The sequence below is a fragment of the Pseudomonas sp. PME37.24/025 genome (assembly GCF_055556615.1).
The window spans coordinates 177821-203379 of the sequence record NZ_JBVHNK010000007.1 but is presented as its reverse complement, the minus strand read 5'-3'; the positions used below and the strand labels follow the sequence as shown (position 1 = coordinate 203379).

General features: G+C 60.1%; 17 protein-coding genes. 8 read left to right on the top strand and 9 right to left on the bottom strand.

Features of this window, described 5'->3' with window-relative positions:
- Positions 1 to 75: 75 nt before the first annotated feature.
- Both ACZ3HH_RS14680 and ACZ3HH_RS14675 read right to left on the bottom strand, forming a co-directional pair.
- Positions 76 to 651: an ANTAR domain-containing response regulator gene (locus tag ACZ3HH_RS14680; protein ID WP_008006986.1), complete on the bottom strand. Its 576-nt coding sequence runs from the start codon at positions 649 to 651 to the stop codon at positions 76 to 78.
- Positions 652 to 666: 15 nt separating this feature from the next.
- Entirely contained in the window at positions 667 to 1878 is a 1212-nt protein-coding gene (locus tag ACZ3HH_RS14675; RefSeq protein ID WP_465805598.1) for a CmpA/NrtA family ABC transporter substrate-binding protein, read from the bottom strand.
- 230 nt (positions 1879 to 2108) lie between these two features.
- Here ACZ3HH_RS14675 and ACZ3HH_RS14670 point away from each other — a divergent pair, with 230 nt between their 5' ends.
- A complete protein-coding gene (locus ACZ3HH_RS14670; RefSeq protein ID WP_258622590.1) occupies positions 2109 to 3128 on the top strand; it encodes a quinone-dependent dihydroorotate dehydrogenase in 1020 nt (339 codons plus the stop codon).
- 300 nt (positions 3129 to 3428) lie between these two features.
- On the opposite strand, the gene rmf is transcribed toward ACZ3HH_RS14670, so the two are convergent.
- Positions 3429 to 3644: a ribosome modulation factor gene (gene rmf / locus ACZ3HH_RS14665; protein ID WP_003223300.1), complete on the bottom strand. Its 216-nt coding sequence runs from the start codon at positions 3642 to 3644 to the stop codon at positions 3429 to 3431.
- 528 nt (positions 3645 to 4172) lie between these two features.
- Between rmf and rlmKL the strand changes: the two genes are divergently transcribed.
- Positions 4173 to 6443, top strand: a complete 2271-nt coding sequence (rlmKL, locus tag ACZ3HH_RS14660) for a bifunctional 23S rRNA (guanine(2069)-N(7))-methyltransferase RlmK/23S rRNA (guanine(2445)-N(2))-methyltransferase RlmL (RefSeq protein WP_465805593.1) — start codon at positions 4173 to 4175, stop codon at positions 6441 to 6443.
- A gap of 144 nt (positions 6444 to 6587) precedes the next feature.
- Positions 6588 to 8978 carry a sensor domain-containing diguanylate cyclase gene (locus ACZ3HH_RS14655; protein ID WP_465805592.1) on the top strand — a complete coding sequence of 797 codons (2391 nt, stop codon included), beginning with the start codon at positions 6588 to 6590 and terminating at the stop codon, positions 8976 to 8978.
- A gap of 169 nt (positions 8979 to 9147) precedes the next feature.
- On the opposite strand, the gene dacB is transcribed toward ACZ3HH_RS14655, so the two are convergent.
- Complete coding sequence (gene dacB / locus ACZ3HH_RS14650) at positions 9148 to 10608, bottom strand: D-alanyl-D-alanine carboxypeptidase/D-alanyl-D-alanine endopeptidase (RefSeq protein WP_460146979.1); 1461 nt, start codon at positions 10606 to 10608, stop codon at positions 9148 to 9150.
- A 234-nt stretch (positions 10609 to 10842) separates the two neighbouring features.
- Between dacB and ACZ3HH_RS14645 the strand changes: the two genes are divergently transcribed.
- The gene (locus tag ACZ3HH_RS14645; protein ID WP_007896965.1) at positions 10843 to 11187 is read left to right on the top strand and encodes a YggL family protein; all 345 of its coding nucleotides are present in this window, start codon (positions 10843 to 10845) and stop codon (positions 11185 to 11187) included.
- 115 nt (positions 11188 to 11302) lie between these two features.
- Here ACZ3HH_RS14645 and ACZ3HH_RS14640 read toward each other — a convergent pair whose 3' ends face one another.
- Positions 11303 to 12493: a benzoate/H(+) symporter BenE family transporter gene (locus ACZ3HH_RS14640; RefSeq protein WP_030127887.1), complete on the bottom strand. Its 1191-nt coding sequence runs from the start codon at positions 12491 to 12493 to the stop codon at positions 11303 to 11305.
- Positions 12494 to 12852: 359 nt separating this feature from the next.
- Here ACZ3HH_RS14640 and ACZ3HH_RS14635 point away from each other — a divergent pair, with 359 nt between their 5' ends.
- Positions 12853 to 13617, top strand: a complete 765-nt coding sequence (locus tag ACZ3HH_RS14635) for a GntR family transcriptional regulator (RefSeq protein ID WP_465805591.1) — start codon at positions 12853 to 12855, stop codon at positions 13615 to 13617.
- A 178-nt stretch (positions 13618 to 13795) separates the two neighbouring features.
- Here ACZ3HH_RS14635 and guaD read toward each other — a convergent pair whose 3' ends face one another.
- The 4 genes from guaD to xdhA all read right to left on the bottom strand — a co-directional run bounded on the left by guaD (position 13796) and on the right by xdhA (position 19937).
- On the bottom strand, positions 13796 to 15100 hold the full coding sequence (guaD, locus tag ACZ3HH_RS14630) for a guanine deaminase (RefSeq protein ID WP_465805590.1): 1305 nt from the start codon (positions 15098 to 15100) through the stop codon (positions 13796 to 13798).
- Positions 15101 to 15127: 27 nt separating this feature from the next.
- Positions 15128 to 15973 (bottom strand): xanthine dehydrogenase accessory protein XdhC, encoded by an 846-nt coding sequence (xdhC, locus tag ACZ3HH_RS14625; protein ID WP_465805589.1) that lies wholly within the window; start codon positions 15971 to 15973, stop codon positions 15128 to 15130.
- A gap of 117 nt (positions 15974 to 16090) precedes the next feature.
- The gene (gene xdhB / locus ACZ3HH_RS14620) at positions 16091 to 18490 is read right to left on the bottom strand and encodes a xanthine dehydrogenase molybdopterin binding subunit (protein WP_465805588.1); all 2400 of its coding nucleotides are present in this window, start codon (positions 18488 to 18490) and stop codon (positions 16091 to 16093) included.
- Positions 18483 to 19937, bottom strand: coding sequence for a xanthine dehydrogenase small subunit (gene xdhA / locus ACZ3HH_RS14615; RefSeq protein ID WP_465805587.1), 1455 nt, complete (start codon positions 19935 to 19937; stop codon positions 18483 to 18485). The genes xdhB and xdhA overlap by 8 nt, the downstream gene beginning before the upstream one ends.
- A gap of 266 nt (positions 19938 to 20203) precedes the next feature.
- Between xdhA and ACZ3HH_RS14610 the strand changes: the two genes are divergently transcribed.
- The 3 genes from ACZ3HH_RS14610 to zipA all read left to right on the top strand — a co-directional run bounded on the left by ACZ3HH_RS14610 (position 20204) and on the right by zipA (position 25461).
- Complete coding sequence (locus ACZ3HH_RS14610) at positions 20204 to 20863, top strand: GntR family transcriptional regulator (RefSeq protein ID WP_465805586.1); 660 nt, start codon at positions 20204 to 20206, stop codon at positions 20861 to 20863.
- Positions 20864 to 20865: 2 nt separating this feature from the next.
- On the top strand, positions 20866 to 24354 hold the full coding sequence (smc, locus tag ACZ3HH_RS14605; RefSeq protein ID WP_465805585.1) for a chromosome segregation protein SMC: 3489 nt from the start codon (positions 20866 to 20868) through the stop codon (positions 24352 to 24354).
- A 258-nt stretch (positions 24355 to 24612) separates the two neighbouring features.
- Positions 24613 to 25461 carry a cell division protein ZipA gene (gene zipA / locus ACZ3HH_RS14600; RefSeq protein WP_465805584.1) on the top strand — a complete coding sequence of 283 codons (849 nt, stop codon included), beginning with the start codon at positions 24613 to 24615 and terminating at the stop codon, positions 25459 to 25461.
- Positions 25462 to 25559: the final 98 nt, after the last annotated feature.

The following is a 25559-nucleotide window of genomic DNA, read 5'->3' as shown; positions in this document are numbered from 1 at the left end:
ACACCGGATTGGCTGGTTTTGGGGCTGCTTCGCAGCCCAGCGGGAGCAAGCTCCCTCGCCACAGGAGTGAGGCAGTCAACCCAACAACTCACTCATGGCAATGATCTGCTCCGCCACCTGTATCAGCTTCTGCTGGCGGCTCATGGCCTGGCGGCGCATCAGGGTGTAGGCCTCTTCTTCGTTGCAGTCCTTCATCTTCATCAGTAGCCCCTTGGCCAACTCGATGCGCTTGCGCTCGGCCAGTTGCTGGTCGCGGGCGTGCAGTTGCGCGCGCAGGGCCTGGTCGCTTTCAAAGCGCGCCATGGCCACGTCGAGAATCGGCTGCAAGCGTTGTGCGTGAATGCCTTCGACGATGTAGGCACTGACGCCGGACTTGATTGCCCGGCGCATCACGTCGGGGTCGTGCTCGTCGGTGAACATCACAATCGGCCGTGGTTGGTCACGGGTCACCAGCACCACTTGCTCCATCACATCGCGGCTCGGTGACTCGGTATCGATCAGGATCACGTCCGGGCGCACCGTTTCGACGCGCGCGGGCAGGTCAATGGTCAGGCCGGACTCGTCGATGACCTCGAACCCGGCTTCGGTCAGGGCCGCTTTCAGACGTCCGACTTTTTTCGCAGTGTCATTGATCAGCAGGATACGCAACATATTCGTAGGCTCCTGTCAGCGGCTGGCGAGAAGGGGAGCGCTGTCGCTCATGGCGTGCAGCGTGAAGCTGCGGGCATAGCCGGCCGGGTCCGAACCGTCCCAGACTTTGCCGTCGATCAATTGACTGCTGCGCATTTCCTGACTCCGGGCGGGCACACCGACAGCAGTGGCGGCCTCACGGTATAAGTCTAGTTGCTGGACCTGACGGGCCACGCCGAGGTAATCCGGGTCGTCACGCAGTAAACCCCAACGCCGGAACTGGGTCATGAACCACATGCCGTCGGACAAATACGGAAAATTGACCTCGCCACCACCGTGGAAACGCATGGCGTGCGGGTCTTGCCAGCAATTGCCCAAACCGTCGGCGTAGTCACCGAGCAAGCGTGGTTCGATGCAATCGAGCGGTGCATCCAGATACTCAGGTGCGCTCAACAGTTGCGCGGTGCTGCGGCGATTTTCGCGGCTGGCTTCGATGAATCGGCTGGCTTCGAGGATCGCCATCACCAATGCCCGTGCGGTGTTGGGGTATTGCTCGACAAAGGCGCGGGTGCAGCCGAGGACTTTTTCCGGGTGATCGGGCCAGAGGGTCTGGCTGGTGGCCATCGTAAACCCGAGATTCTGCTGCACCGCACTGGCCGCCCACGGCTCGCCGACACAGAAACCGTCGATGCGTCCGGCTTGCAGGTGCGCGACCATTTGCGGCGGCGGTACCACCACGCTGTCGACATCCTGCAATGGATGAATACCCTGGCTCGCGAGCCAGTAATACAGCCACATAGCGTGGGTGCCCGTAGGAAATGTCTGAGCGAAGGTCAGTTTTGGGCGACTTTGGTGCACGTGCCGGTCCAATGCTTCAGGACTGGTCACGCCCAAGGCCTGCAAGCCGTGGGAGAGGTTGATGCTCTGGCCGTTCTGGTTCAGGCCCATGAGCACGGCCATGTCGGTGGACGCTACGCCGCCGATGCCCAGGTGCACGGCGTAAATCAGGCCGTACAGGCTGTGGGCGGCGTCGAGTTCGCCGCTGACCAGTTTGTCCCGCAGGTTGGCCCATGACGATTGGCGCTTGAGGTTCAGGGTCAGGCCGTACGGTTGGGCGAAGCCCTGAGTGGCCGCGACCACCACTGAGGCGCAGTCGCTCAGGGCCATGAAGCCGAGGTTGATTGCGGTTTTTTCCGGGGCATCGCTGCCATTGACCCAGGCCAGTGGGCCGGTTGATGGTTCGTTCATCGATTTCGCACCTTCCAAAAAAAAAGCGTCGTCCCAAGGCCCTTGCGTGGGCAAAGCCGGGTGACGACGCCATTGTCCTTCCACTCATCCCGCCGTTGGCATGAGTGCTGATGCCTGTGACGGTGCAAGGCATATGCCATCGCTGGCTGATTTTGTTGCGCGCCTCGCGTGAAGCCCTGATGCGCGGCTATAATCGCCGCCTCTCATCGCCAACCGAGTCAAGCCTGCCCATGTACACCCTGGCCCGTCAGCTGCTGTTCAAACTTTCCCCGGAAACCTCCCACGATCTGTCCCTGGACCTGATCGGCGCGGGCGGGCGTTTGGGCCTCAACGGCTTGCTGTGCAAGGCGCCGGCGAAACTGCCGGTAACGGTCATGGGCCTGGAGTTCCCGAACCCAGTGGGGTTGGCGGCCGGTCTGGACAAAAACGGCGCGGCGATCGATGGCTTTGCTCAATTGGGTTTCGGTTTCGTCGAAATCGGCACCATCACGCCGCGTCCGCAACCGGGCAACCCGAAACCACGGATTTTCCGCTTGCCGGACGCCGAGGCGATCATCAACCGCATGGGCTTCAACAACCTCGGCGTCGATCACTTGCTCGCTCGCGTGGCGGCGGCCAAGTACAAGGGCGTGCTGGGCATCAACATCGGCAAGAATTTTGATACGCCAGTTGAACGTGCGGTCGATGACTACCTGATCTGCCTGGACAAGGTCTATGCCCACGCCAGCTACGTGACGGTCAACGTCAGCTCGCCGAACACCCCGGGCCTGCGCAGCCTGCAATTCGGCGACTCGCTCAAGCAGTTGCTCGCTGACCTGGCCACGCGCCGGGCGGAACTGGCCCTGCGTCACGGCAAGCATGTTCCGCTGGCGATCAAAATCGCGCCGGACATGACTGATGAAGAAACCGCCCAAGTCGCCCAAGCGTTGATCGAAACCGGGATGGATGCGGTGATTGCCACCAACACCACCCTGAGCCGTGTTGGCGTAGAAGGCCTGGAACATGGTGACGAGGCGGGCGGATTGTCCGGTGCACCGGTTCGCGACAAGAGCACTCACACGGTGAAGGTGCTGGCGGCGGAACTGGCCGGTCGCTTGCCGATTATTGCCGTTGGCGGCATCACCGAAGGCAAGCACGCGGCTGAGAAAATCGCCGCGGGTGCGAGTTTGGTGCAGCTTTACTCCGGCTTTATCTACAAAGGCCCGGCGCTGATTCGTGAATCGGTGGATGCCATCGCAGCCCTACGCTGAAACCTGGGTAGCCTTGGGTAAAGGCTTTTGTGGCGAGGGAGCTTGCTCCCGTTCGGCTGCAAAGCAGTCGTAAATCCTGCAATCGCGTTTTACCTGATACACCGAGTTGATTGGTTTTTGGGGCCGCTTCGCAGCCCAGCGGGAGCAAGCTCCCTCGCCACAAAAGCCCACCGCAATTTTTGCAGGCATAAAAAAGGGCTCCTCGAAGGAGCCCCTGGGCCGAAGCCCGCCGTCCGGATGGGACGTGCGTGGTTAAGTCGTTGCGTAATCAGATTGTCGTGTCGGAGTGTGTGCCCTGTATTAGCCGACGGCGTGAAGTTCGTTGAGTCTGTGGATTCCCGCAGTGCCGGTCATACCGTCCCAGTTGTCGCCGCGTCCTTCTCGCCAGCCATTGATCCAGGCTTGGCGTACCGACGGTAGAGTAAAAGGGCAAAGCTCACGGGATTTACCACCAACGCCATATTGATATCCGCGCAAAAATGCTCTTTCCAACGGATCACGCTTAAGTCTTCTCATAGGGTGTTTCCCTCACTTGTTGACTGTATGTATCGCGTCGACCTCAATCGAGGTCAGGCAGAAAAATTCTGCCGTTGGTGGCTCGCTGCCGGCGTCGCGAGCCAAGGTGTTGACGCCGTTGCGACGTCAACCTGAGTTGAGTTCTAACCAATGCGTCACATCGAGGGAATGATCGTTTTGTCATAAGAACGTAACCATAAAGATGCTATGGCCATAAGTAACACGATATTTGGCCCGTGTTTATTGGCCAAAGCCCGGTATGATTGGCCCTGCGCTGGAGGATGGAGTAAGCCTTTAACGAGAATGACACCCGTTGCACTCGGGGACTATTCGACGAAGGGTCGACTTATGACATTTTGTTGCATCAACTTTTATATCTGTCCTGGCATCTAAGCTCTTTTAACCCGAGCAGTCAGGGTGGAAGGCACACCTTCGTGCCACGCGGGCGTTCTGTTAGAAAAACGCCTGATTGAAAACCGGATCGGCAATGCGTTGCCGGTTCACTTAGCTAAAGGCTCTGGAATTACCATGTCCGATCGTTTCGAACTCTTCCTCACTTGCCCCAAAGGCCTTGAAGGCCTGCTCATCGAGGAAGCCGTCGGGCTTGGCCTTGAGGAAGCACGTGAGCACACCTCGGCTGTGCGCGGCATGGCCACCATGGAAACCGCCTATCGCCTGTGCCTGTGGTCGCGTCTGGCGAACCGCGTGCTGCTGGTGCTCAAGCGTTTCCCGATGAAGGACGCCGAAGACCTCTACCACGGCGTGCTGGATATCGAGTGGCAAGACCACATGCTCAACGACGGCACCCTGGCCGTCGAATTCAGCGGTCACGGCTCGGGCATCGACAACACCCATTTCGGCGCCTTGAAAGTCAAAGACGCCATCGTCGACAAACTGCGTACTCCGCAAGGCGACCGTCCGTCCATCGACAAGCTCAACCCGGATCTGCGCATTCACCTGCGCCTGGACCGTGGCGAAGCGATTCTTTCTCTCGACCTGTCCGGTCACAGCCTGCACCAGCGCGGTTATCGCTTGCAGCAAGGCGCGGCACCGCTGAAGGAGAACCTCGCGGCGGCGATTCTGATCCGTTCCGGCTGGCCACGAATTGCCGCCGATGGCGGCGCGCTGGCTGACCCGATGTGCGGTGTCGGTACGTTCCTGGTCGAAGCCGCGATGATCGCCGCCGACATGGCGCCGAACCTGCGTCGCGAGCAATGGGGTTTCACCGCCTGGCTCGGTCACGTACCGGCGCTGTGGAAAAAGCTCCACGAAGAAGCCACCGAACGCGCCGCAGCTGGTCTGGCCAAGCCACCGCTGTGGATTCGCGGTTACGAAGCTGACCCGCGCCTGATTCAACCGGGCCGCAATAACGTCGAACGTGCTGGCCTGAGCGAGTGGATCAAGATCTACCAGGGCGAAGTCGCGACGTTCGAGCCGCGCCCGGACCAGAACCAGAAAGGCCTGGTGATCTGCAACCCTCCGTACGGCGAGCGTCTGGGCGATGAGGCGAGCCTGCTCTACCTCTACCAGAACCTCGGCGAACGTCTGCGTCAGGCGTGCCTGAACTGGGAAGCGGCGGTGTTCACCGGCGCCCCGGACCTGGGCAAGCGTATGGGCATCCGCAGCCACAAGCAGTACTCGTTCTGGAACGGTGCCTTGCCGTGCAAATTGCTGCTGATCAAGGTCACGCCGGACCAGTTCGTCACCGGCGAGCGTCGTACTCCGGAACAGCGCCAGATCGAGCGCGAACAGGTCGAGTCCGATGCGCCGTCGAACATCGAAGCGCCGGGCAAATACGAGAAGTACAACAAGAACGGTAACCCGATCAAACCGGCCCCGGTGGTGATCGAGCAACCGCGCTTGAGCGAAGGCGGGCAGATGTTTGCCAACCGCCTGCAAAAGAACCTCAAGGCCCTCGGTAAGTGGGTCAAGCGTGAAGGCATCGACTGCTACCGCGTCTACGATGCCGACATGCCGGAATATTCCATGGCCATCGACCTGTATCACGACTGGGTCCACGTTCAGGAATACGCCGCACCGAAATCCATCGACCCGGAAAAAGCCTCGGCGCGGATGTTCGATGCCCTGGCGGCAATCCCGCAAGCGTTGAACATCGACAAGAACCGCGTGGTGGTCAAGCGTCGCGAGCGTCAGAGCGGCACCAAGCAGTACGAACGCCAGAGTGCACAGGGCAAGTTCAATGAGGTCAACGAAGGCGGCGTGAAGCTGCTGGTGAACCTCACCGACTACCTCGACACCGGGCTGTTCCTCGACCACCGGCCGATGCGCATGCGAATCCAGAAAGAGGCGGCCGGCAAGCGCTTCCTCAACCTGTATTGCTACACCGCGACCGCCAGCGTTCATGCCGCCAAGGGTGGCGCGCGCAGCACCACCAGCGTCGATCTGTCGAAAACCTATCTGGATTGGGCGCGTCGCAACCTGTCGCTGAACGGTTTCTCCGACAAGAATCGTCTGGAGCAGGGCGATGTGATGGCCTGGCTCGATGCCTGCCGTGACGAGTACGACTTGATCTTCATCGACCCGCCGACCTTCTCCAACTCCAAGCGCATGGAAGGGATTTTCGACGTGCAGCGTGATCAGGTGCAGTTGATCGACCTGGCCATGGCACGTCTGGCGCCGGGCGGGGTGTTGTACTTCTCCAACAACTTCCGCAAGTTCCAGCTCGAGGAAAACCTCACCGAGCGTTATGCCGTTGAAGAAATCACCGCCCAGACCATCGATCCGGATTTCGCCCGCAATGGCAAGATTCACCGTGCCTGGAAAATCACCGCTCGCTGACCCTTAAGCACGATTGGATCCACAGGGCCTTGATTTTTAAAGGCTCTTGGGTCCTTTCAGTGCTGGTCAAATTAGTGGCTAATAGCTATAACTCAACTCATGGCCAATGGGCTTTTCCGGCACCTGGCGTTTTGAGTTGTATCTATGTCGTTACACGCCGTGCGCCCCAAGATCCTGGGTTTTATCCGCGAAGATGTTTCGGCCTGGCTGGTCGCGCTGCTGGCGTTGCTCGTCGGCGGGATTCTCACGGGATTGCTGGCCTGGGCGACGTTCAATCAATTCCATCAGCAATTGCGGCAACGTTTTCAGCTGCTCGCCAGTGAACGTTACAGTCGCATCGAAGAACGTTTCGAAGATCAGGAACAGCGCCTCGACGGCCTGCGCCGGTTCTTCATCAATTCCGGATCGGTGTCCCGCGAGGAATTCGACGGTTACGCCAGACCTCTTTTGCGTCGCACCCAGGCCTATTCCTGGGCCCCCCGGGTTTCCCGTGCTGAACGTCCCCTGCTTGAACGCGTGGTGCGTGAAGAAGGCTTGGGCGATTTCACCTTTCGCGAACTCACCGCCGATGGCCAGTTGCAACCGGCCACGGAACGGGACGAGTACGTACCGGTGCTCTACACCCAAACCCAAAGCCGACTGCCTGCGCCGCTGGGTTACGATTTGCTGGCTCAACCCCTGCGTCGTTCGACCCTGGAACGGGCCGATCGCAATGGCCGCATGACCGTGTCGCAACCGTTGCATCTGGTCGGCATCGAGCCCGCCTATTCGCGGGGCGTGTTGCTGGTAGCGCCAGTCATCCGTCAGAACCTCCCGGACGCCACGCCCGCCGGGTATGTCATGGCGGTGATCAGCATGCGCCAGCTGTTGGCGGACGGGCTGCCGGAAGAGAATCATGATTCTCTCTCGGTGCGTATTCTTGACTTGTCCACCCATGATCAACACGAAGTGTTGTACGAGTCGACCAACACGGCGGGGGCCAGTGACTTGTCCTCCACGCGCGTGCTACGTCTGGCCGACCATGATTATCAAGTGGATATGCGCCCCAGCGTCGCGTTCCTGCAAGCCAACCATTCCTCGGTGGCCAGCCTGGTGGTGCTCGGCGGTTTGCTCAGCCTGCTGCTCAGTGTGTTTCTCTATGTGCTGGTCAGCCAGCGCCAGCGGGCGCTGAAAATGGTGGAGCAGCGGACCCGGGAACTTCACGACCGTGAGCAAGAGTTGCGCGGCACGCATGGCCAGTTGCGCGGTGTGCTGGATGCCGCGACTCAGGTGGCGATCATCGCCACCGACCTGCGCGGAATCATCAGCACCTTCAATGCCGGCGCAGAGCAGATGCTTGGTTACTTCAGCGCGCAGGCCGTGGGCCACATGACCCTGGAAAACCTGCACCTGCCCCGGGAACTCGAAGCGCGCTCGGCGGAGTTGAGCGCGCGCTATGGCAAGCCGATCCCGACGTGTCAGGCGATGCTGGTCGAAGGCGGGGAAGAGGGCGGTCACGAAGCCCGGGAGTGGACGCTGGTCCGCCATGACGGCAGCCATTTGACGGTGAACATGCTGGCGACCCCGGTCCTCGACGAGCAAGGCTTGTGGGTCGGCCACCTGGCGATCTGTATCGATATCACCGAGCGCAAGCGTGTCCACGAGGCCCTGGCGGCACGCGACCTGTTGTTGAAGAAACTCAGCGCCCATGTGCCCGGCGGGATCTACCAGTTCAAGATGGAATTCGATGGGCGCTTCAGCGTGATCTACGCCAGTGACGGTATGCGCGATATCTACGAACTTGAGCCGGACGTGCTGTTGCTCAACGCCGAAGCGGTGTTCGCGCGGATTCATCCTCAGGACACGCGTCGGGTCCGCGCGTCGATCCAGGCGTCGGCGGACACCCTCAGCCCCTGGCGCGAGGAATACCGCGTGCAATTGCCCCAGCGAGGTCTGCGCTGGGTCCGCGGCGAAGCAACTCCAGAGGAACTGCCCGGGGGCGGTGTGCTATGGCATGGTTTCATCTCGGACATCTCCGACCTCAAGCGCGTGGAAGAGGAATTGCGCGCATTGTCAGTGACTGACTCCCTGACCGGAATCCATAACCGTCGCTACTTCCAGGAGCGCCTGACCACCGAAATGGCCCGGGTCGAGCGCGGCGGTGGCGAGTTGTCGGTGATCATGCTCGACATCGATCACTTCAAGCGCATCAACGATCAGCACGGTCATGCCATGGGTGATCGGGTGTTGCAGGCCGTGTGCGAGCGCATTGGCGGTCGCCTGCGGCGCACTGATGTGTTCTGTCGCCTGGGCGGCGAAGAGTTCATGGTGCTTTGTCCGGATATCGACGGCGAACAGGCCTATGTGTTGGCCGTGGAGTTGTGGCAAGGGTTGCGCAGTGCGCCGATCGACGAGGTCGGGATTGTCACCGCGAGTTTCGGGATTGCCAGCTGGCGGGCCGGAGAGGGCGCGGATGCGCTGCTGTTGCGGGCGGATTCGGGGGTTTATGCGGCGAAGCAGGCGGGAAGGGATCGGGTTGAGGGGCAGATGAGTTAAGGCCACGTGCAGGCCCCTGTGGGAGCGAGCCTATGTGGCGAGGGGGCTTGCCCCCGTTCGAGTGCGCAGCGCTCGCAGATCCTGGGTCCGCTACGCGGCCCAACGGGGGCAAGCCCCCTCGCCACACAGGTCGCTCCCACATTGGATCTAAGGCGTTCTACAGATCGGGTTACAACACCGAAGCCGTTTCCGGCAGTTTCGGCTGGCGATACAGATCCAGCAGCACCTGATCCAGTACCGAGGAGGCGCCAAACGGTGCCTTGTCGTTGAGGATCGCCACTACCGCCCACGTATTGCCATTGATGTCGCGGCTGAAGCCGGAGATGGCGCGCACGGTGTTCAAGGTGCCGGTCTTGACGTGGGCTTCACCGCGCATCGCGGTAGTCTTCAGGCGTTTGCGCATGGTGCCGTCGGTGCCGGCGATTGGCATCGAACTGATGAACTCGGCGGAGTATGGGCTGCGCCAGGCGGCTTGCAGCATCGCGGCCATCTCACGGGCACTCACTCGCTCGGCGCGGGACAGGCCGGAGCCGTTCTCCATCACCAGGTGCGGCGCAGTAATGCCTTTTCTTGCCAGCCACTGACGCACCACGCGCTGAGCGGCCTTGGCGTCGTCACCGTCGGCATCGGTGCGGAACTTCTGGCCCAGGCTCAGGAACAACTGCTGAGCCATGGTGTTGTTACTGTATTTGTTGATGTCGCGAATGATTTCCGCCAGGTCTGGCGAATAGGCCCGGGCGAGCACCTTGGCGTTGCTCGGCGTCGGTGCCAGACGATCCTGGCCCTGGATGCTGCCGCCCAATTCCTTCCAGATCGCCCGCACGGCGCCGGCGGTGTAGGTCGCGTGATCGAGCAGCGACAGATAGGTCTGGGAACTGCAACCTTCGCCCAACTGGCCACCGACAGTCACGGTGACGCTGCCATCAGCCTGGGTCACCGGGTTGTAACGCACCCCGCCGGTGCACTGTTTGGAGTTGAGCGCCTTGACCTGATTGTCGATGCGGATGCTGGCAATCGGCGGTTCGACCGACACCAGGACCTTGCCCGAGTCGTTGCGGGCCACGAAGCGCAGGGCCTTCAGGTTAACCAGCAGCGCGTCGGGTTTGACCAGGAACGGTTTGTTCTCGTCATTGCCGTCGTCGTTGAATTCAGGCAGTTGCGGTTGTACGAAGAAGCCGCGGTCCAGCACCAGGTCGCCGGTGACCTGGGTCACGCCGTTGGCGCGCAAATCGCGCATCAGCAGCCAGAGTTTTTCCATGTTCAGCTTCGGATCGCCGCCACCCTTGAGGTAGAGGTTGCCGTTGAGGATGCCACCGCTAAGGGTGCCGTCGGTGTAGAACTCGGTTTTCCACTGGTGGTTCGGGCCAAGCATTTCCAGTGCGGCATACGTGGTCACCAGCTTCATGGTCGAGGCCGGGTTAACCGAAACGTCAGCGTTATGAATGGTTGGGGTGCCCGGGCCATTGAGCGGGATCATCACCAGCGACAGGGCGCTGTCCTGCAGTTTGCTGGCCTTGAGAGCCTTTTCGACGTTGGGCGACAGGGCGGTGTTGATCGACGCGGCGGAAACGGGAAGGGCCAGGGGTAGAAGAAGACTGGCCAGCAGCAATGGACGCAAAGATTTGATCATCTGAAATAAAACCCTACAGCCGAGGGGAAAAAAGACGAGGGCATGGAAATAAATTCCCTCAGCGGTCATGAAAGTGTCGGCATTATGCCCCAAGGTGCAACAGCTTGTGCCTTACCCCGGTCGTCTAATCCGCTATTTTTTTACCGACGGTAGGTGTAGCGCTGTTCCGAGGCGGGCAATCGGCGTCTTAAACTGCTAAAGTGCGGCCCGTTATTACTTATGAGGATTGTTCCAATGGCGACTAACCGTTCCCAGCGTCTGCGCAAAAAACTGTGCGTCGATGAATTTCAAGAGCTGGGTTTCGAACTGAACCTGGATTTCAAAGAAGATTTGGCTGATGAAGCCATTGATGCTTTCCTCGACGCGTTCCTGAAAGAAGCCATGGAAGCCAACGGTCTTGGCTATGTTGGCGGCGACGACTTCGGTCTGGTTTGCCTGCAGAAGCGTGGCTCGGTTTCCGAAGAGCAGCGTGCCGCTGTTGAAGCCTGGCTCAAAGGCCGCAGCGAACTGACCGAAGCAACCGTCAGCCCGCTGATCGACGTCTGGTACCCGGAAAAGCCGATCAATCCGGTAGCTTGATGTTCTAAAAAACGGCGACCCAAGGGTCGCCGTTTTTTTATGCCTGCTTTTTGTAGGCACATGGCTTGGCCTGCGATGTCGATCTCGGCGATCCGACTTGTCCGCGAAGGGGCCCTCAGGCCTTGCGCCAATTCAGAATCACCAGCGTCAACACCCCCGCCACAATCCCCCAGAACGCCGAACCGATGGAAAACAGCGTCAGCCCCGACGCCGTCACCATAAAGGTAATCAGCGCTGCTTCCCGTTCCTGCACTTGCGCCATGGCAATGCTCAACCCATTGATGATCGAGCCGAACAACGCCAGCGCGGCAATCGACAGCACCAACTCTTTAGGCAATGCGGCAAACAACGCCGCCAGCGTCGCGCCGAACACCCCGGCAATCCCGTAGAAAATCCCGCACCAGACGGCTGCGGTGTAGCGCTTGTTGCGATCTTCATGGGCATGCGGTCCGGTACAGATAGCCGCGCTGATGGCGGCCAGGTTGATTCCATGGGAGCCGAACGGCGCCAACAGCAACGAGGCGATGCCGGTGGTGGTGATCAACGGTGAGGCCGGCACGTTGTAGCCGTCGGCGCGCAATACGGCGATGCCCGGCATGTTCTGCGAGGTCATCGCCACCACGAACAGCGGGATGCCGATGCTGATGGTCGCGGCCAGGGAGAAATGCGGCGTGGTCCAGACCGGCGTCGCGACTTCCAGATGAAAGCCACTGAAATCCAGCAGTCCCATGAACCCCGACAGTGCTGTGCCGATCAACAGCGCGGCGAGTACGGCGTAGCGGGGCGACAGGCGTTTGACCACCAGATACGTGAAGAACATCCCCAGGACCAGTGCAGTGCGGTGCTGGGCGGCGACGAAAATCTCGCTGCCGATCTTGAACAGAATCCCCGCCAGCAATGCCGCCGCCAATGAGGCCGGAATCTTTTTCACCAGCCGTTCGAAACTGCCGGTCAGGCCGCAAATGGTCACCAGCACTGCGCAAGTGATGTAGGCGCCGATGGCCTCGCCGTAGCTGACACCACCCAGGCTGGTGATCAGCAACGCCGCGCCCGGGGTCGACCAGGCGATGGTGATCGGGGTGCGGTAGCGCAGGGATAAGCCGATCGAGCACACCGCCATGCCAATGGAGATCGCCCAGATCCACGACGAAATCTGCCCGCTAGTCAGCCCCGCCGCTTGCCCGGCCTGGAACATCAGCACCAGTGAACTGGTGTAGCCGGTCATCATGGCGATGAACCCGGCGACGATAGCCGAGGGTGACGTGTCAGTCAGGGGGCGAAGCTGCGTGTGCGTGGCGTCGGTCATGACAGCGGTGTTCCTTGTTCTGATAAAGATGTCCGTAGCACCGCTGAACCCTGTGGGAGCGTGGCTTGCCCGCGAAGGCGTAGTGTCAGTCGACATCAATGCTGAATGACACTACGCCTTCGCGGGCAAGCCACGCTCCCACAGGGAATCGCGTTCAAGCTGCGGATTCTGCTTTAAAGCCTAAACTCAAACGTGATGGATCGTTGCAATACAGCGAGGGCGACAAACAGCCGTACAGTCGTGTTGCCACCGTCCATTGTGTACAATCGCGGTGTTTTTTACGCGATACTTGCCAGCGACCCACTGTGCCGTATTACAGTCACGGTCAATTCGCCGCAGTTCTCCCGACTCGAGTGCCCATGAACGAACAGTTGCAACCCCTCAAGAAACAACCGCGAACAGGCAAAGCCGGCCGCAGCGGTACCCAGGACGATATTGTCTACGCGCATATCTTCGAGGCCATCCTCGAACAGCGTCTGGCGCCCGGCACCAAGTTGAGCGAAGAAGCGCTGGGGGAAATTTTCGGGGTCAGCCGCACCATCATTCGCCGCGCGCTGTCGCGTCTGGCCCATGAAGGCGTGGTGTTGCTGCGACCGAATCGCGGCGCTGTCGTCGCCAGCCCGAGTGTCGAAGAGGCCCGTCAGGTGTTTCTGGCGCGGCGTCTGGTGGAGCGGGCGATCACTGAATTGGCGGTTCAGCACGCCACCGCCGAGCAACTTCTCGAACTGCGGCAGATGGTCAACGACGAGCGCGACAGCTTTTCCCGTGGCGATCGTGGTGCCGGTATCCGTCTGTCCGGCGAGTTCCATTTAAAACTGGCCGAAGCGGCGAAAAACGCACCGCTGATCAGCTTCCAGCGCAGCCTGGTGTCCCAGACTTCGTTGATCATCGCCCAGTACGAGAGCGGCAACCGTTCCCACTGTTCTTATGATGAACACACCCAGTTGATCGACGCGATCGAAGCGCGGGACGCGACGCTGGCGGTGGACCTGATGATGCATCACATGGACCACATCGACAGCAAACTCAATCTCGACGAAGAAAGTGCGTCGGATGATTTGCATGCGGTGTTTTCGCATTTGTTGCAGACCAAGAAGCCGGGGCGCTCGACTGCCAAGCTATAAGTCAGACCGAGTCGCGGCCATCGCGGGCAAGCCCGCTCCCACAGTGATCTGTGGTGTTCACAAGGTTTGCATCCCACCCCGAACCCTGTGGGAGCGGGCTTGCCCGCGATAGCTTTCTGACAGGCAAAAAAATCCCCCGGCTGTATGGCTACGGGGGGGTTTTTATGCCCGGAAGATCTTAGCGCTGATGCACCCGATTCCCCGCCGCATACGTCTGCAAAACAGTCCGGTCATCACCCAGCGTCATCAATACAAACAACGTCTCGGCAATGTTATTGGCCTGCTTCAGGCGATAGCCGAGCAGTGGCGTGGCGTTGTAGTCCAGCACCAGGAAGTCTGCGTCGCTGCCCGGTTGCAGGGTACCGATCTTGTCTTCCAGGCGCAGGGCGCGGGCGCCGCCGAGGGTGGCCAGGTAAAGCGACTTGAACGGGCTCAGCCGTGCGCCTTGCAGTTGCATGACTTTGTAGGCTTCGTTCAGGGTTTGCAGCAGCGAGAAACTGGTGCCGCCGCCGACGTCGGTACCGAGGCCGACATTGAGTTTGTGTTTCTCGGCCATCGGCAGATTGAACAAGCCGCTGCCGAGGAACAGGTTGGAGGTCGGGCAGAACGCAATCGCTGAACCCGTCTGCGCCAGTCGCGCACATTCGTCGTCGCACAGATGAACGCCGTGGGCGAACACCGAGCGCTCGCCGAGCAATTGGTAGTGATCGTAGACATCCAGGTAGCCCTTGCGCTCCGGGAACAGCGCCTTGACCCACTCGACTTCCTTCAAGTTTTCGCTGATGTGAGTCTGCATGTACAGATCCGGATATTCACTCAGCAACTGGCCGGCGAGGGCCAGTTGTTCCGGGGTGCTGGTTGGGGCGAAGCGTGGGGTGACTGCGTAGTGCAGGCGACCCTTGCCGTGCCAGCGCTCGATCAGCGCCTTGCTTTCGACGTAGCTCGATTCGGCGGTGTCGGTCAGGTAATCCGGCGCGTTGCGGTCCATCATCACCTTGCCGGCGATCATCCGCAGGTCCAGCTGTTCGGCGACCTCAAAGAACGAATTCACCGATTGCGGATGCACGCTGCCGAACACCAGCGCAGTGGTGGTGCCGTTGCGCAGCAGTTCCTTGATGAAAATGTCCGCCACTTCATCAGCGTGGCCCTTGTCGGCGAACTGGCTTTCACACGGAAAGGTGTAGGTATTCAGCCAGTCCAGAAGCTGTTCGCCATAGGCGCCGACCATGCCGGTTTGCGGCAGGTGGATGTGGGTGTCGATGAAGCCCGGGGTGATCAGCGCGTCCTGATAATGAGTAATCTCGATGTCGGCCGGCAGGGTCGGCAGCAATTCGCTGGCGTGGCCAATGGCACTGATCTGGCCGTTTTCGACCACCAGCAAGCCGTCTTCGAAATACTCATACGAGGCTTCGATGCCCACTTCGGCGGGGTCGGCGATGCTGTGCAGGAGGGCGGCGCGGTAGGCTTTGCGAGTCAGAGGCATGTGAGTTCTCAATTAGTTCGAAGCTTTTCAGTTCAAAGCTTGGCTGCGGCGTGAAGCAGGCAGCAGTTTGGCGATCGATGATCCGGCGCTGGCAGTGTGCTGGCCGAAATTCGCGTTATAGGTGGCGATGATCTCGCCGGCGATGGAGATGGCGATTTCCACAGGCAACTTGCCTTTGACTTCGCCGATGCCCATCGGGCAGCGCATGCGTTGCAGCACGCTGCTATCAAAACCACGGTCACGCAGACGGTGTTCGAACTTCACCCGTTTGGTCTTCGAACCGATCAGGCCGAAGTAGGCGAAGTCGTTGCGCTTGAGGATCGCAGCAGTGAGTTCAAGGTCGAGCTGATGATTGTGGGTCATGACAATGCAGTAGCTGCCGGTGGGCAGATCATCCACTTCATCCAGCGGTTCTTCGGTGACGATTTTGCGCACGCCGTGGGGAATCTGTTCAGGGAATTCTGCTTCCCGCGAATCGATCCAGCGTACCCGGCAAGGCAGGCTGGCGAGCAGCGGCACCAGCGCCCGACCGACGTGGCCGGCGCCGAACACCGCAATCTGCGCCTGGACCTGGCCCATCGGTTCGAACAGCAATACGGTCACGCCGCCGCAGCACTGGCCCAGGCTGGCACCGAGGCTGAAGCGCTCCAGATGGGTGTCCTGTCGGCCGCTGGCCAGCATCTCGCGGCCGATCTGCATGGCCTTGTATTCCAGGTGCCCGCCACCGATGGTGTCGAACGTTTGCGTGGCGCTGATGACCATTTTCGAGCCGGCATTACGCGGCGTCGAGCCGAGCTCTTCGATGATGGTCACCAACACGCAGGGTTCACCCCGGGTTTGCAGGTCGGCGAGGGCGTCGATCCAGTTGTACATGTTTCACCTCAACATCTCTGTTGTCTGTTGGGGCCTCTTCGCGGGCAAGCCACGCTCCCACAAGGATTGCATCGTACCTGTGGGAGCTGGCTTGCCTGCGATGGCCGCAACGCGGTCTTAAAGTGAAGCCAACTCCGGCTCAGCTTCGGCGGCCTTCGCCACCTTCAACTGCCGCATCTGCTCACAGCCCCACAACACCCGCTCCGGGGTCGCCGGTGCGTCGATTTTCGGTTGATGCTGGTAGTCGCCCAAACTGGCCACGGCGTCTTTGATCGCGCACCACGCGGCAATGCCGAGCATGAACGGCGGCTCACCCACGGCCTTGGAATGGAACACCGTGTCTTCCGGGTTCTTGCGGTTTTCCACCAGTTTCACCCGCAGGTCCAATGGCATGTCCGCCACCGCCGGGATCTTGTAGCTGGCCGGGCCGTTGGTCATCAGTTTGCCTTTGTTGTTCCACACCAGTTCTTCCATGGTCAGCCAGCCCATGCCCTGGATGAAACCACCCTCGACCTGACCGATATCGATCGCCGGGTTCAGTGAGTCGCCGACGTCGTGAAGGATGTCGGTGCGCAGCATCTTGTACTCGCCGGTCAGGGTATCGACGATCACCTCGGCGCAGGCTGCACCGAAGGCGTAGTAGTAGAACGGCCGACCACGGGCCTGACTGCGGTCGTAGTAGATTTTCGGGGTCTTGTAGAAGCCGGTGCTCGACAGCGACACCTGGGCGAAATACGCCTGTTGGATCAGCGATTCAAACGTCAGAATGTGATCGCGAACCCGCACGTGACCGTTGTGGAATTCCACGTCTTCTTCGCTGACCTTGTATTGCCGCGCGGCGAATTCCACCAAGCGTTTCTTGATGATTTCCGCCGCGTTTTGCGCCGCTTTACCATTGAGGTCGGCACCGCTGGAAGCGGCGGTCGGCGAGGTGTTTGGCACTTTGTCGGTGTTGGTCGCGGTGATCTGCACGCGGTCCATTTCCACCTGGAATACTTCAGCCACGACTTGCGCAACCTTGGTGTTCAGACCCTGGCCCATTTCGGTGCCGCCATGGTTCAGGTGGATGCTGCCGTCGGTGTAAATGTGGATAAGCGCACCGGCCTGGTTGAGGAAGCTGGCGGTGAAGGAAATACCGAATTTGACCGGGGTCAGCGCCAGGCCTTTTTTCAGGATCGGGCTGTTGGCGTTGTAGCGACGAATCGCTTCGCGACGCTCGGCGTACTGGCTGCTTTCTTCGAGTTCGGCGGTCATTTCCTCGAGCATGTTGTGCTCGACGGTCTGGTAGTAATGGGTGACGTTGCGCTCGGTCTTGCCGTAGTAATTGGCTTTGCGCACCGCCAGCGGGTCGAGGCCCAGATGCCGGGCAATCGCATCCATCACTTCTTCGATGGCAACCATGCCTTGCGGCCCGCCGAAGCCACGGTAAGCGGTGTTCGACGCGGTGTTGGTCTTGCAGCGGTGACCGTTGATGGTCGCGTCGCCGAGGTAATACGAGTTGTCGGCGTGGAACATCGCGCGGTCGACAATCGACGCCGAGAGGTCCGGCGAGCAGCCGCAGTTACCGGCCAGTTCCAGCGCAATGCCGTGCAGGCGGCCGGTGCTGTCGAAGCCCACGTCGTACTCGACGTAAAACGGGTGACGCTTGCCGGTCATCAGCATGTCTTCGACACGCGGCAGGCGCATTTTGGTCGGCTGACCGGTCAGGTGCGCAATCACCGCGCACAGGCACGCCGGGCTTGCTGCTTGAGTTTCCTTGCCGCCGAAACCACCGCCCATGCGGCGCATGTCGACGACGATTTTGTTCATCGACACGTCCAGCACTTCCGCCACCAGTTTCTGTACTTCGGTGGGGTTCTGGGTCGAGCAGTAAACGATCATGCCGCCGTCTTCGGTCGGCATCACCGAAGAGATCTGGGTTTCCAGATAAAAGTGTTCCTGACCGCCGATGTGCAGCGTGCCTTGAATACGATGTTCGGCAGTGGCCAAAGCAGTCGCCGAATCGCCGCGCTGATGGGTGTGGCTGTCGAGCACAAAGTGGCGTTTGCGCAGGGCTTCGACCACATCCAGAACCGGTTCCAGATCTTCGTATTCGATGATTGCAGCCATGGCTGCTTTGCGCGCGGTTTCCAGGTCTTTCGCCGCCACGGCCAGGACCGGTTGACCGACGAACTGCACATCATCGATTGCCAGCAATGGGTCGCCCGGCAACAGTGGGCCAATGTCTTTCAGGCCTGGCACATCTTTGTGAGTGATGGCGATGCGCACGCCTTCGAAGGCATAGCAGGGCTTGGTGTCGATGCTGATGATTTTCGCATGGGCGCGGTCCGACAGCCGTGCGTAAACGTGCAGCTGATTGGGGAATTCCAGCCGATCGTCGATGTACTGCGCTTCACCGGACACATGCTTGTCGGCGCTGTCGTGCTTGACGCTGCGGCCGACTCCGGTGGTCAGGTCCTTGGCGAACAATTCAGCCAGTTCGGCTTGGGTCTTCTCTACAGCGTGATGATTAGACATAAGCGGTCACCCGAGTCTCGATGTGCGGTGTTTGCAGTTCGATGAAGTATTTACGCAGCAGGTTCTGTGCGCTGAGCAGGCGGTATTCCTTGCTGGCGCGGAAGTCCGAGAGCGGCGTGAAGTCTTCGGCCAATGCAGCGCAGGCGCGTTCGATGGTGGCGTTGTTGAACGGCGCACCCAGCAGGGCGGCTTCGCAGTTTTTGGCACGTTTTGGAATGGCCGCCATGCCGCCGAAAGCAATGCGGGCGTCGGCGATCACGCCGGTGTCGATGCGCAGGTTGAACGCGGCACAAACGGCGGAAATGTCATCATCCAGACGCTTGGAAACCTTATAGGCGCGGAACAGTTGTTCAACGCTGGCGCGCGGCACGATGATCTTTTCGATGAACTCGCTTTCCTGACGCGCGGTGACCCGGTAATCGATGAAGTAATCTTCCAGCAACAGGGTGCGGCGGGTTTCGCCTTTGCACAGGACGATCTGCGCGCCGAGGGCAATTAGCAGCGGTGGCGAGTCGCCGATTGGCGAGGCGTTGCCGATGTTGCCGCCCAGAGTGCCTTGGTTGCGGATCTGCAAGGAGGCGAAGCGCTGCAGCAATTCGCCGAAGTCCGGGTACTCGGTCTTCAAGGCGTCGTAGCAATCGGAGAGGGCGGTAGCGGCGCCGATTTCCAGGCGATCGTCGAAGCGTTCGATGCGTTTCATTTCGGCGACGTTGCCGACGTAGATCATCACCGGCAAGGTGCGGTGGAACTGCGTGACTTCCAGCGCCAGATCGGTGCCGCCGGCCAGCAGGCGGGCCTGTGGATAAGCGTCATAGAGGTCGGCCAGATCGGCCACGGTCAACGGCACCAGGCAGCGCTTGTCGCCGCTGTTGAGTTCGCCGATATCGGTGGGGGCGATGGCTTTCAGGCGGGCGATAGTGTCCGCTTCGCGAGCATCGAATTGGTCGGGTTGTTTGCCACAGCAGGATTGCTCGGCGGCGGCCAGGATCGGCCGATAACCGGTGCAGCGGCAGAGGTTGCCGGCCAGCGCTTCGTGGGCCTTGTGAGAATCCGGTTGATCGCTGTTCTTTTGCAGCGCGAACAGCGACATCACGAAGCCCGGCGTGCAGAAACCGCACTGCGAGCCGTGGCACTCGACCATGGCTTTTTGCACGCTGTGCAGCTCGCCTTGGTGCTTGAGGTCTTCGACGCTGATCAGTTGCTTGCCCTGCAAGGAGGAGACGAACGTCAGGCACGAGTTGAGGCTGCGATAGCGAATGTGTTCGCGGCCCAAGTCGTCCGTCTGCAACTCGCCGACCACCACGGTGCAGGCGCCACAGTCACCGCTGGCGCAGCCTTCTTTGGTGCCGGGCTTGCCCACATGTTCGCGCAGGTAATTGAGCACGGTCAGGTTCGGGTCCAGGGCGTGCTCGCTACGGAGTTCCTGGTTTAGTAAAAACTGGATCACGGAAGGCCTCGCAAACTCATTATTGTTGTTAACCGACATGAGCCGAATTTATCAGGTCTGACTTTTCGGTCAATGATTTTCTGACTTAAAGGTCAGGAAATAGCATTTTGTCGATCAACGACTCGTTCCTTCATTATTGACCCTCACGGGATAGCTTGCCTTTTGCGTGAATCGTGCCAAAAACCGCTGGGTGGGCACTCCGCCATGACCCATCAATTGCGCTACACTGCGCCGCTTGTGCAGATCGAAGAGTTTGAAGGACAACCATGACGTTCAAGGCCCCGGACAGCCTCGCCGAGCAAATCGCTCACCACCTCGCCGAACGTATCATTCGCGGCGAAATGAAGCCGGGGGAGCGCATTCAGGAACAGAAGGTCACGCTGGCCCTTAATGTCAGCCGCGGTTCAGTCCGTGAGGCCTTGCTGATTCTCGAGCGCCGCCATTTGATCGCGATTTTGCCGCGACGTGGCGCCCACGTGACCGAGCTCACGGCGCACAAGGTGCAGAGCCTGTGCACGTTGATGAGCGAGTTGTACATTTTGCTCGGCAATGCCGTGGCCAGCGGCTGGCAAGTCCAGGCCGACATGGTGCCGTTTCTGCAGATCCAGCAGCGCCTGACCGACAGCTACGAACGCCAGGACATTCGCACGTTCGTCGACGACAGCTTCAGTGTGATGCGCGCCGCGTATCCGTTCGCCAACAACCCGTACTTGCAGGAAACCGTCGAGAATTTGCAGCCGGCCATGAGCCGCGCGTATTTCCTTGCGCTGGATCAGCGCAAGGCCTCGATGAGCGAGTTCCTCGAACTGTTCGAGCGCTTGCTCGCCGCCGTGCTGGCCCGTGACTTGCCGCAGATCCGCGTGGTGCTGACGGCGTATGCCCAGCGCAGCTGCGATCTGGTGGTTTCTGCCCTGACGGTCGCTTAAGCGTGCGGCTCAAGTGCATTAAACTGGCGGGGTTCAAATCCTTCGTCGACCCGACCACGGTAAACTTCCCCAGTAACATGGCGGCAGTGGTCGGCCCCAATGGTTGCGGCAAGTCGAACATCATCGACGCCGTGCGTTGGGTGATGGGCGAGAGCTCGGCCAAGAACTTGCGCGGCGAGTCGATGACCGACGTCATCTTCAACGGCTCGACCAGCCGTAAACCGGTGAGCCAGGCGAGCATTGAGCTGGTGTTCGATAACTCCGATGGCACCCTGCTCGGCGAATGGGCCGCCTATGCGGAAATTTCCATTCGCCGCAAAGTAACCCGCGACAGCCAGACCACCTACTACCTCAACGGCACCAAATGCCGCCGCCGCGATATCACCGACATCTTTCTGGGTACCGGCCTCGGCCCGCGCAGCTATTCGATTATCGAGCAGGGGATGATCTCCAAGCTGATCGAATCCAAGCCCGAAGACCTGCGCAATTTCATCGAAGAAGCCGCCGGTATTTCCAAGTACAAGGAACGTCGGCGCGAGACTGAAAACCGTATCCGCCGCACCCACGAAAACCTTGCCCGCCTGACCGACCTGCGCGAAGAGCTCGAGCGTCAGCTTGAACGCTTGCACCGCCAGGCCGAGGCCGCCAAGAAGTATCAGGAATACAAGGGCGAAGAGCGCCAGCTCAAGGCCCAGCTGTCGGCCCTGCGCTGGCAGGCATTGAACGAACAGGTCGGCCAGCGCGAGTCGATCATCGGCACTCAGGAAGTCACCTTCGAGGCCCTGGTGGCCGAGCAACGCAATGCCGACGCGGCCATCGAACGCCTGCGTGACGGTCATCACGATCTGTCCGAGCGCTTCAATCTGGTGCAGGGGCGTTTCTATTCGGTCGGTGGCGACATCGCCCGGGTCGAGCAGAGCATCCAGCACGGTCAGCAGCGTTTGCGTCAGTTGCAGGACGACCTGAAGGAAGCCGAGCGCGCGCGGCTGGAAACCGAGTCTCACCTGGGCCACGACCGTACCTTGCTGCTGACCTTGGGCGAAGAGCTGGACATGCTCACGCCGGAACAGGAAGTCACCAGCGCCGCCGCCGAAGAAGCTGCTGCCGCGCTCGAAGAATCCGAAACCACCATGCACGGCTGGCAGGAGCAGTGGGACACCTTCAACCTCACTGCCGCCGAGCCACGCCGTCAGGCTGAAGTTCAGCAGTCGCGAATCCAGCAGCTGGAAACCAGCATGGAACGTTTGGCCGATCGCCAGAAGCGCCTTGGCGAAGAGCGCGCGTTGCTGTCGGCGGATCCGGAGGACGCGGCGATCATGGAACTCAGCGAGCTGTTGGCTGCGTCCGAGGCCACGCTCGAAGACTTGCAGGCCAGTGAAGAGGCTCAGGTTGAACGTCTTGAACAACTGCGTCAGGAATTGCAATTAGCGCTGCAAAATCAGCAGCAAGCCCAAGGTGATTTGCAGCGGCTCAACGGTCGACTGGCGTCGTTGGAAGCCTTGCAGCAAGCCGCGCTCGATCCCGGCACCGGCACTGCCGAATGGCTGCGCGAACAGCATCTGACGGATCGTCCGCGTCTGGCCGAAGGCCTGAAGGTCGAGGCGGGTTGGGAGCTGGCGGTGGAAACCGTGCTCGGCGCCGACCTGCAAGCGGTGCTGGTGGATGACTTCGGTGATTTCGATCTGGCCGGGTTTGCCCAAGGCGATTTGCGCCTGCTCAGCCCGGCCACCGATGGCGTGCGCATGCCTGGCAGTTTGCTCGACAAGGTCGAGGCGCAGATCGATCTGTCGCCGTGGCTGGGGCAGGTCAAACCGGTCGACAGCCTTGAGCAGGCCTTGGCCTTGCGCGGGCAATTGGCCGCCGGCCAAAGCCTGATCAGCCGCGACGGTTACTGGGTCGGCCGACACTTTTTGCGTGTGCGCCGGGCCAGTGAAGCGGAAAGTGGCGTACTTGCCCGTGGCCAGGAAATCCAGCGGTTGGGCCTCGAACGCGAAGAGCGTGAAGCCACGGTCGAAACCCTGGAAACCCAACTTCAGAATCTCAGGGCACAACAGCGTCAGCAGGAAAACGGCCGCGAACATTTGCGCCGTCTGCTGCAAGACGAAGCCCGTCAGCAGGGCGAATTGAAAGCCCAGTTGTCCGCCGGCAAAGCCAAGGTCGAGCAGTTGACCCTGCGCCGCACCCGTCTCGATGAAGAACTCACCGAGCTGAGCGAGCAGCGCGCCCTGGAACACGAAAACATCGGCGAAGCGCGTCTGCAATTGCAGGAAGCCCTCGACAGCATGGCGCTGGACACCGAGCAGCGTGAGTTGCTGTTGGCCCAGCGCGACAGCCTTCGCGAACGCCTCGACCGGGTGCGGCAGGAAGCCCGACAGCACAAGGATCATGCGCATCAACTGGCGGTGCGCCTCGGTTCGCTGAAGGCGCAACACGATTCCACTCGTCAGGCCCTCGAACGGCTGGAAATGCAGTCCGAGCGCCTGACCGAGAAGCGCGAACAGCTCAGCCTCAATCTGGAAGAGGGCGAGGCGCCACTGGAAGAGCTGCGGCTGAAACTCGAAGAGCTGCTCGACAAGCGCATGACCGTCGACGAAGAGCTCAAAACCGCACAAATCGCCATGGAAGACGCCGACCGCGAACTGCGCGACGCCGAAAAGCGCCGCACTCAGGCCGAGCAGCAATCCCATTTGATTCGCAGCCAGCTCGAACAGCAGCGCATGGAATGGCAAGCGCTGACGGTGCGGCGCAAGACTTTGCAAGATCAATTGCTGGAGGACGGCTACGACCTGCACGGCGTACTCGCGACCCTGCTGGCCGAGGCCAACGAGAAAGACGCCGAAGAAGAACTCGAGCGCATTGCCGCGCGAATTCAGCGTCTCGGCGCGATCAACCTCGCGGCTATCGACGAATACCAGCAACAATCCGAGCGTAAACGTTATCTGGATGCTCAGAACGACGATTTGGTGGAAGCGCTGGACACGCTCGAGAACGTGATTCGCAAGATCGACAAGGAAACCCGAAACCGCTTCAAAGATACCTTTGATCAGATCAATGGCGGTTTACAGGCCCTTTTCCCAAAAGTTTTCGGTGGAGGACGCGCGTATTTGGAACTGACGGGCGAAGATCTACTCGATACAGGGGTGACGATCATGGCGCAGCCGCCAGGAAAGAAGAACAGCACCATCCATTTGCTCTCCGGTGGCGAAAAAGCCCTGACTGCATTGGCCCTGGTTTTTGCCATCTTCAAGTTGAATCCGGCGCCGTTCTGCATGCTCGATGAGGTTGACGCGCCATTGGATGACGCTAACGTTGGACGCTACGCACGGCTGGTCAAAGAGATGTCGCAGACGGTGCAGTTCATCTATATCACCCACAACAAGATCGCCATGGAAATGGCCGATCAATTGATGGGGGTGACGATGCACGAACCCGGTTGCTCGCGTCTGGTGGCAGTGGATGTGGAGGAGGCGATGGCCATGGTGGACGCCTGAATTATTGCTTGTAGGGCGGGTATTTTTGAGCTGTAGGGCTTTTAACCTGTCTTGACTTGCTGGCCAATCGACATAATTCGCGCAAGCCACTGTGACAGACGGTGTAAAGTTGCCTTTGGTCGTGCTAGTTTAATGTCAATTTTTCGTATACGTGGGCAAAACGCCTGTCAGAACATAGAGTTGGCGCCACGTTTTAAAGCGGTTTACACAATGTAAACCCCTTATTTTTCAGCATTTTTTATAGAGGCACGGGATTACATGGAAATCGGTCTGCGCGAGTGGCTGATCGTCATCGGCATTATTGTCATTGCCGGTATTCTTTTCGATGGCTGGCGTCGCATGCGCGGCGGCAAGGGAAAACTGAAATTCCGTCTTGACCGAAGTTTGTCCAATCTGCCGGATGAGGACACCAGCGCCGAGCTGTTGGGCCCGCCCCGCGTGCTGGATAACCATAAAGAACCGCAACTGGACGAGCATGATCTGCCGTCGGTGAGCATGCCTGCCCGTGAACCGCGTGAATCGGGTTCCAAGCGCGGCAAGCGTGGCCATGGTGAGCCTTCCCAGGGCGACATGAACCTCAGCCTGGACCTGGACGGCGGCCCGAGCTTCAATAGTCGTGACGATTTCCCGGATGACACCAAGCCCGCCAGCTCGGCCGATAAAGATCAGCCGCAAGCCGAAGAAGTATTGGTGATCAGCGTGATCTGCCGCGACCCGGCCGGCTTCAAGGGCCCGGCACTGTTGCAGAACATTCTGGAAAGCGGTCTGCGTTTCGGCGAGATGGATATTTTCCACCGTCACGAAAGCATGGCCGGTAACGGCGAAGTCCTGTTCTCCATGGCCAATGCGGTCAAGCCGGGCGTCTTCGATCTGGATGACATCGATCATTTCAGCACCCCGGCGGTGAGCTTCTTCCTCGGTCTGCCAGGCCCGCGTCATCCCAAGCAAGCCTTCGACGTGATGGTGGCTGCGGCACGCAAACTGTCCCAGGAGCTGAACGGCGAACTGAAAGACGACCAGCGCAGTGTGCTGACTGCCCAAACGATTGAGCACTACCGTCAGCGCATCGTCGAGTTCGAGCGTCGCGCTTTGACCCAGAAGCGTTAAATCGAATGACTGGGGCGGGCTCTTGTGGCGAGGGGGCTTGCTCCCGCTGGGTCGCGAAGCGGCCCCGTTCATTTCGGCAACTCCGCTTATTCAGATAC

Coding starts and splice junctions, on each gene's coding strand:
- ACZ3HH_RS14640 (WP_030127887.1), bottom strand. CDS start 12,493: ATGACCGACGCCACGCACACGCAGCTTCGCCCCCTGACTGACACGTCA.
- ACZ3HH_RS14670 (WP_258622590.1), top strand. CDS start 2,109: ATGTACACCCTGGCCCGTCAGCTGCTGTTCAAACTTTCCCCGGAAACC.
- guaD (WP_465805590.1), bottom strand. CDS start 15,100: ATGCCTCTGACTCGCAAAGCCTACCGCGCCGCCCTCCTGCACAGCATC.
- rmf (WP_003223300.1), bottom strand. CDS start 3,644: ATGAGAAGACTTAAGCGTGATCCGTTGGAAAGAGCATTTTTGCGCGGA.
- ACZ3HH_RS14610 (WP_465805586.1), top strand. CDS start 20,204: ATGACGTTCAAGGCCCCGGACAGCCTCGCCGAGCAAATCGCTCACCAC.
- ACZ3HH_RS14655 (WP_465805592.1), top strand. CDS start 6,588: ATGTCGTTACACGCCGTGCGCCCCAAGATCCTGGGTTTTATCCGCGAA.
- ACZ3HH_RS14675 (WP_465805598.1), bottom strand. CDS start 1,878: ATGAACGAACCATCAACCGGCCCACTGGCCTGGGTCAATGGCAGCGAT.
- ACZ3HH_RS14680 (WP_008006986.1), bottom strand. CDS start 651: ATGTTGCGTATCCTGCTGATCAATGACACTGCGAAAAAAGTCGGACGT.
- zipA (WP_465805584.1), top strand. CDS start 24,613: ATGGAAATCGGTCTGCGCGAGTGGCTGATCGTCATCGGCATTATTGTC.
- xdhC (WP_465805589.1), bottom strand. CDS start 15,973: ATGTACAACTGGATCGACGCCCTCGCCGACCTGCAAACCCGGGGTGAA.
- ACZ3HH_RS14635 (WP_465805591.1), top strand. CDS start 12,853: ATGAACGAACAGTTGCAACCCCTCAAGAAACAACCGCGAACAGGCAAA.
- rlmKL (WP_465805593.1), top strand. CDS start 4,173: ATGTCCGATCGTTTCGAACTCTTCCTCACTTGCCCCAAAGGCCTTGAA.
- ACZ3HH_RS14645 (WP_007896965.1), top strand. CDS start 10,843: ATGGCGACTAACCGTTCCCAGCGTCTGCGCAAAAAACTGTGCGTCGAT.
- dacB (WP_460146979.1), bottom strand. CDS start 10,608: ATGATCAAATCTTTGCGTCCATTGCTGCTGGCCAGTCTTCTTCTACCC.
- xdhB (WP_465805588.1), bottom strand. CDS start 18,490: ATGTCTAATCATCACGCTGTAGAGAAGACCCAAGCCGAACTGGCTGAA.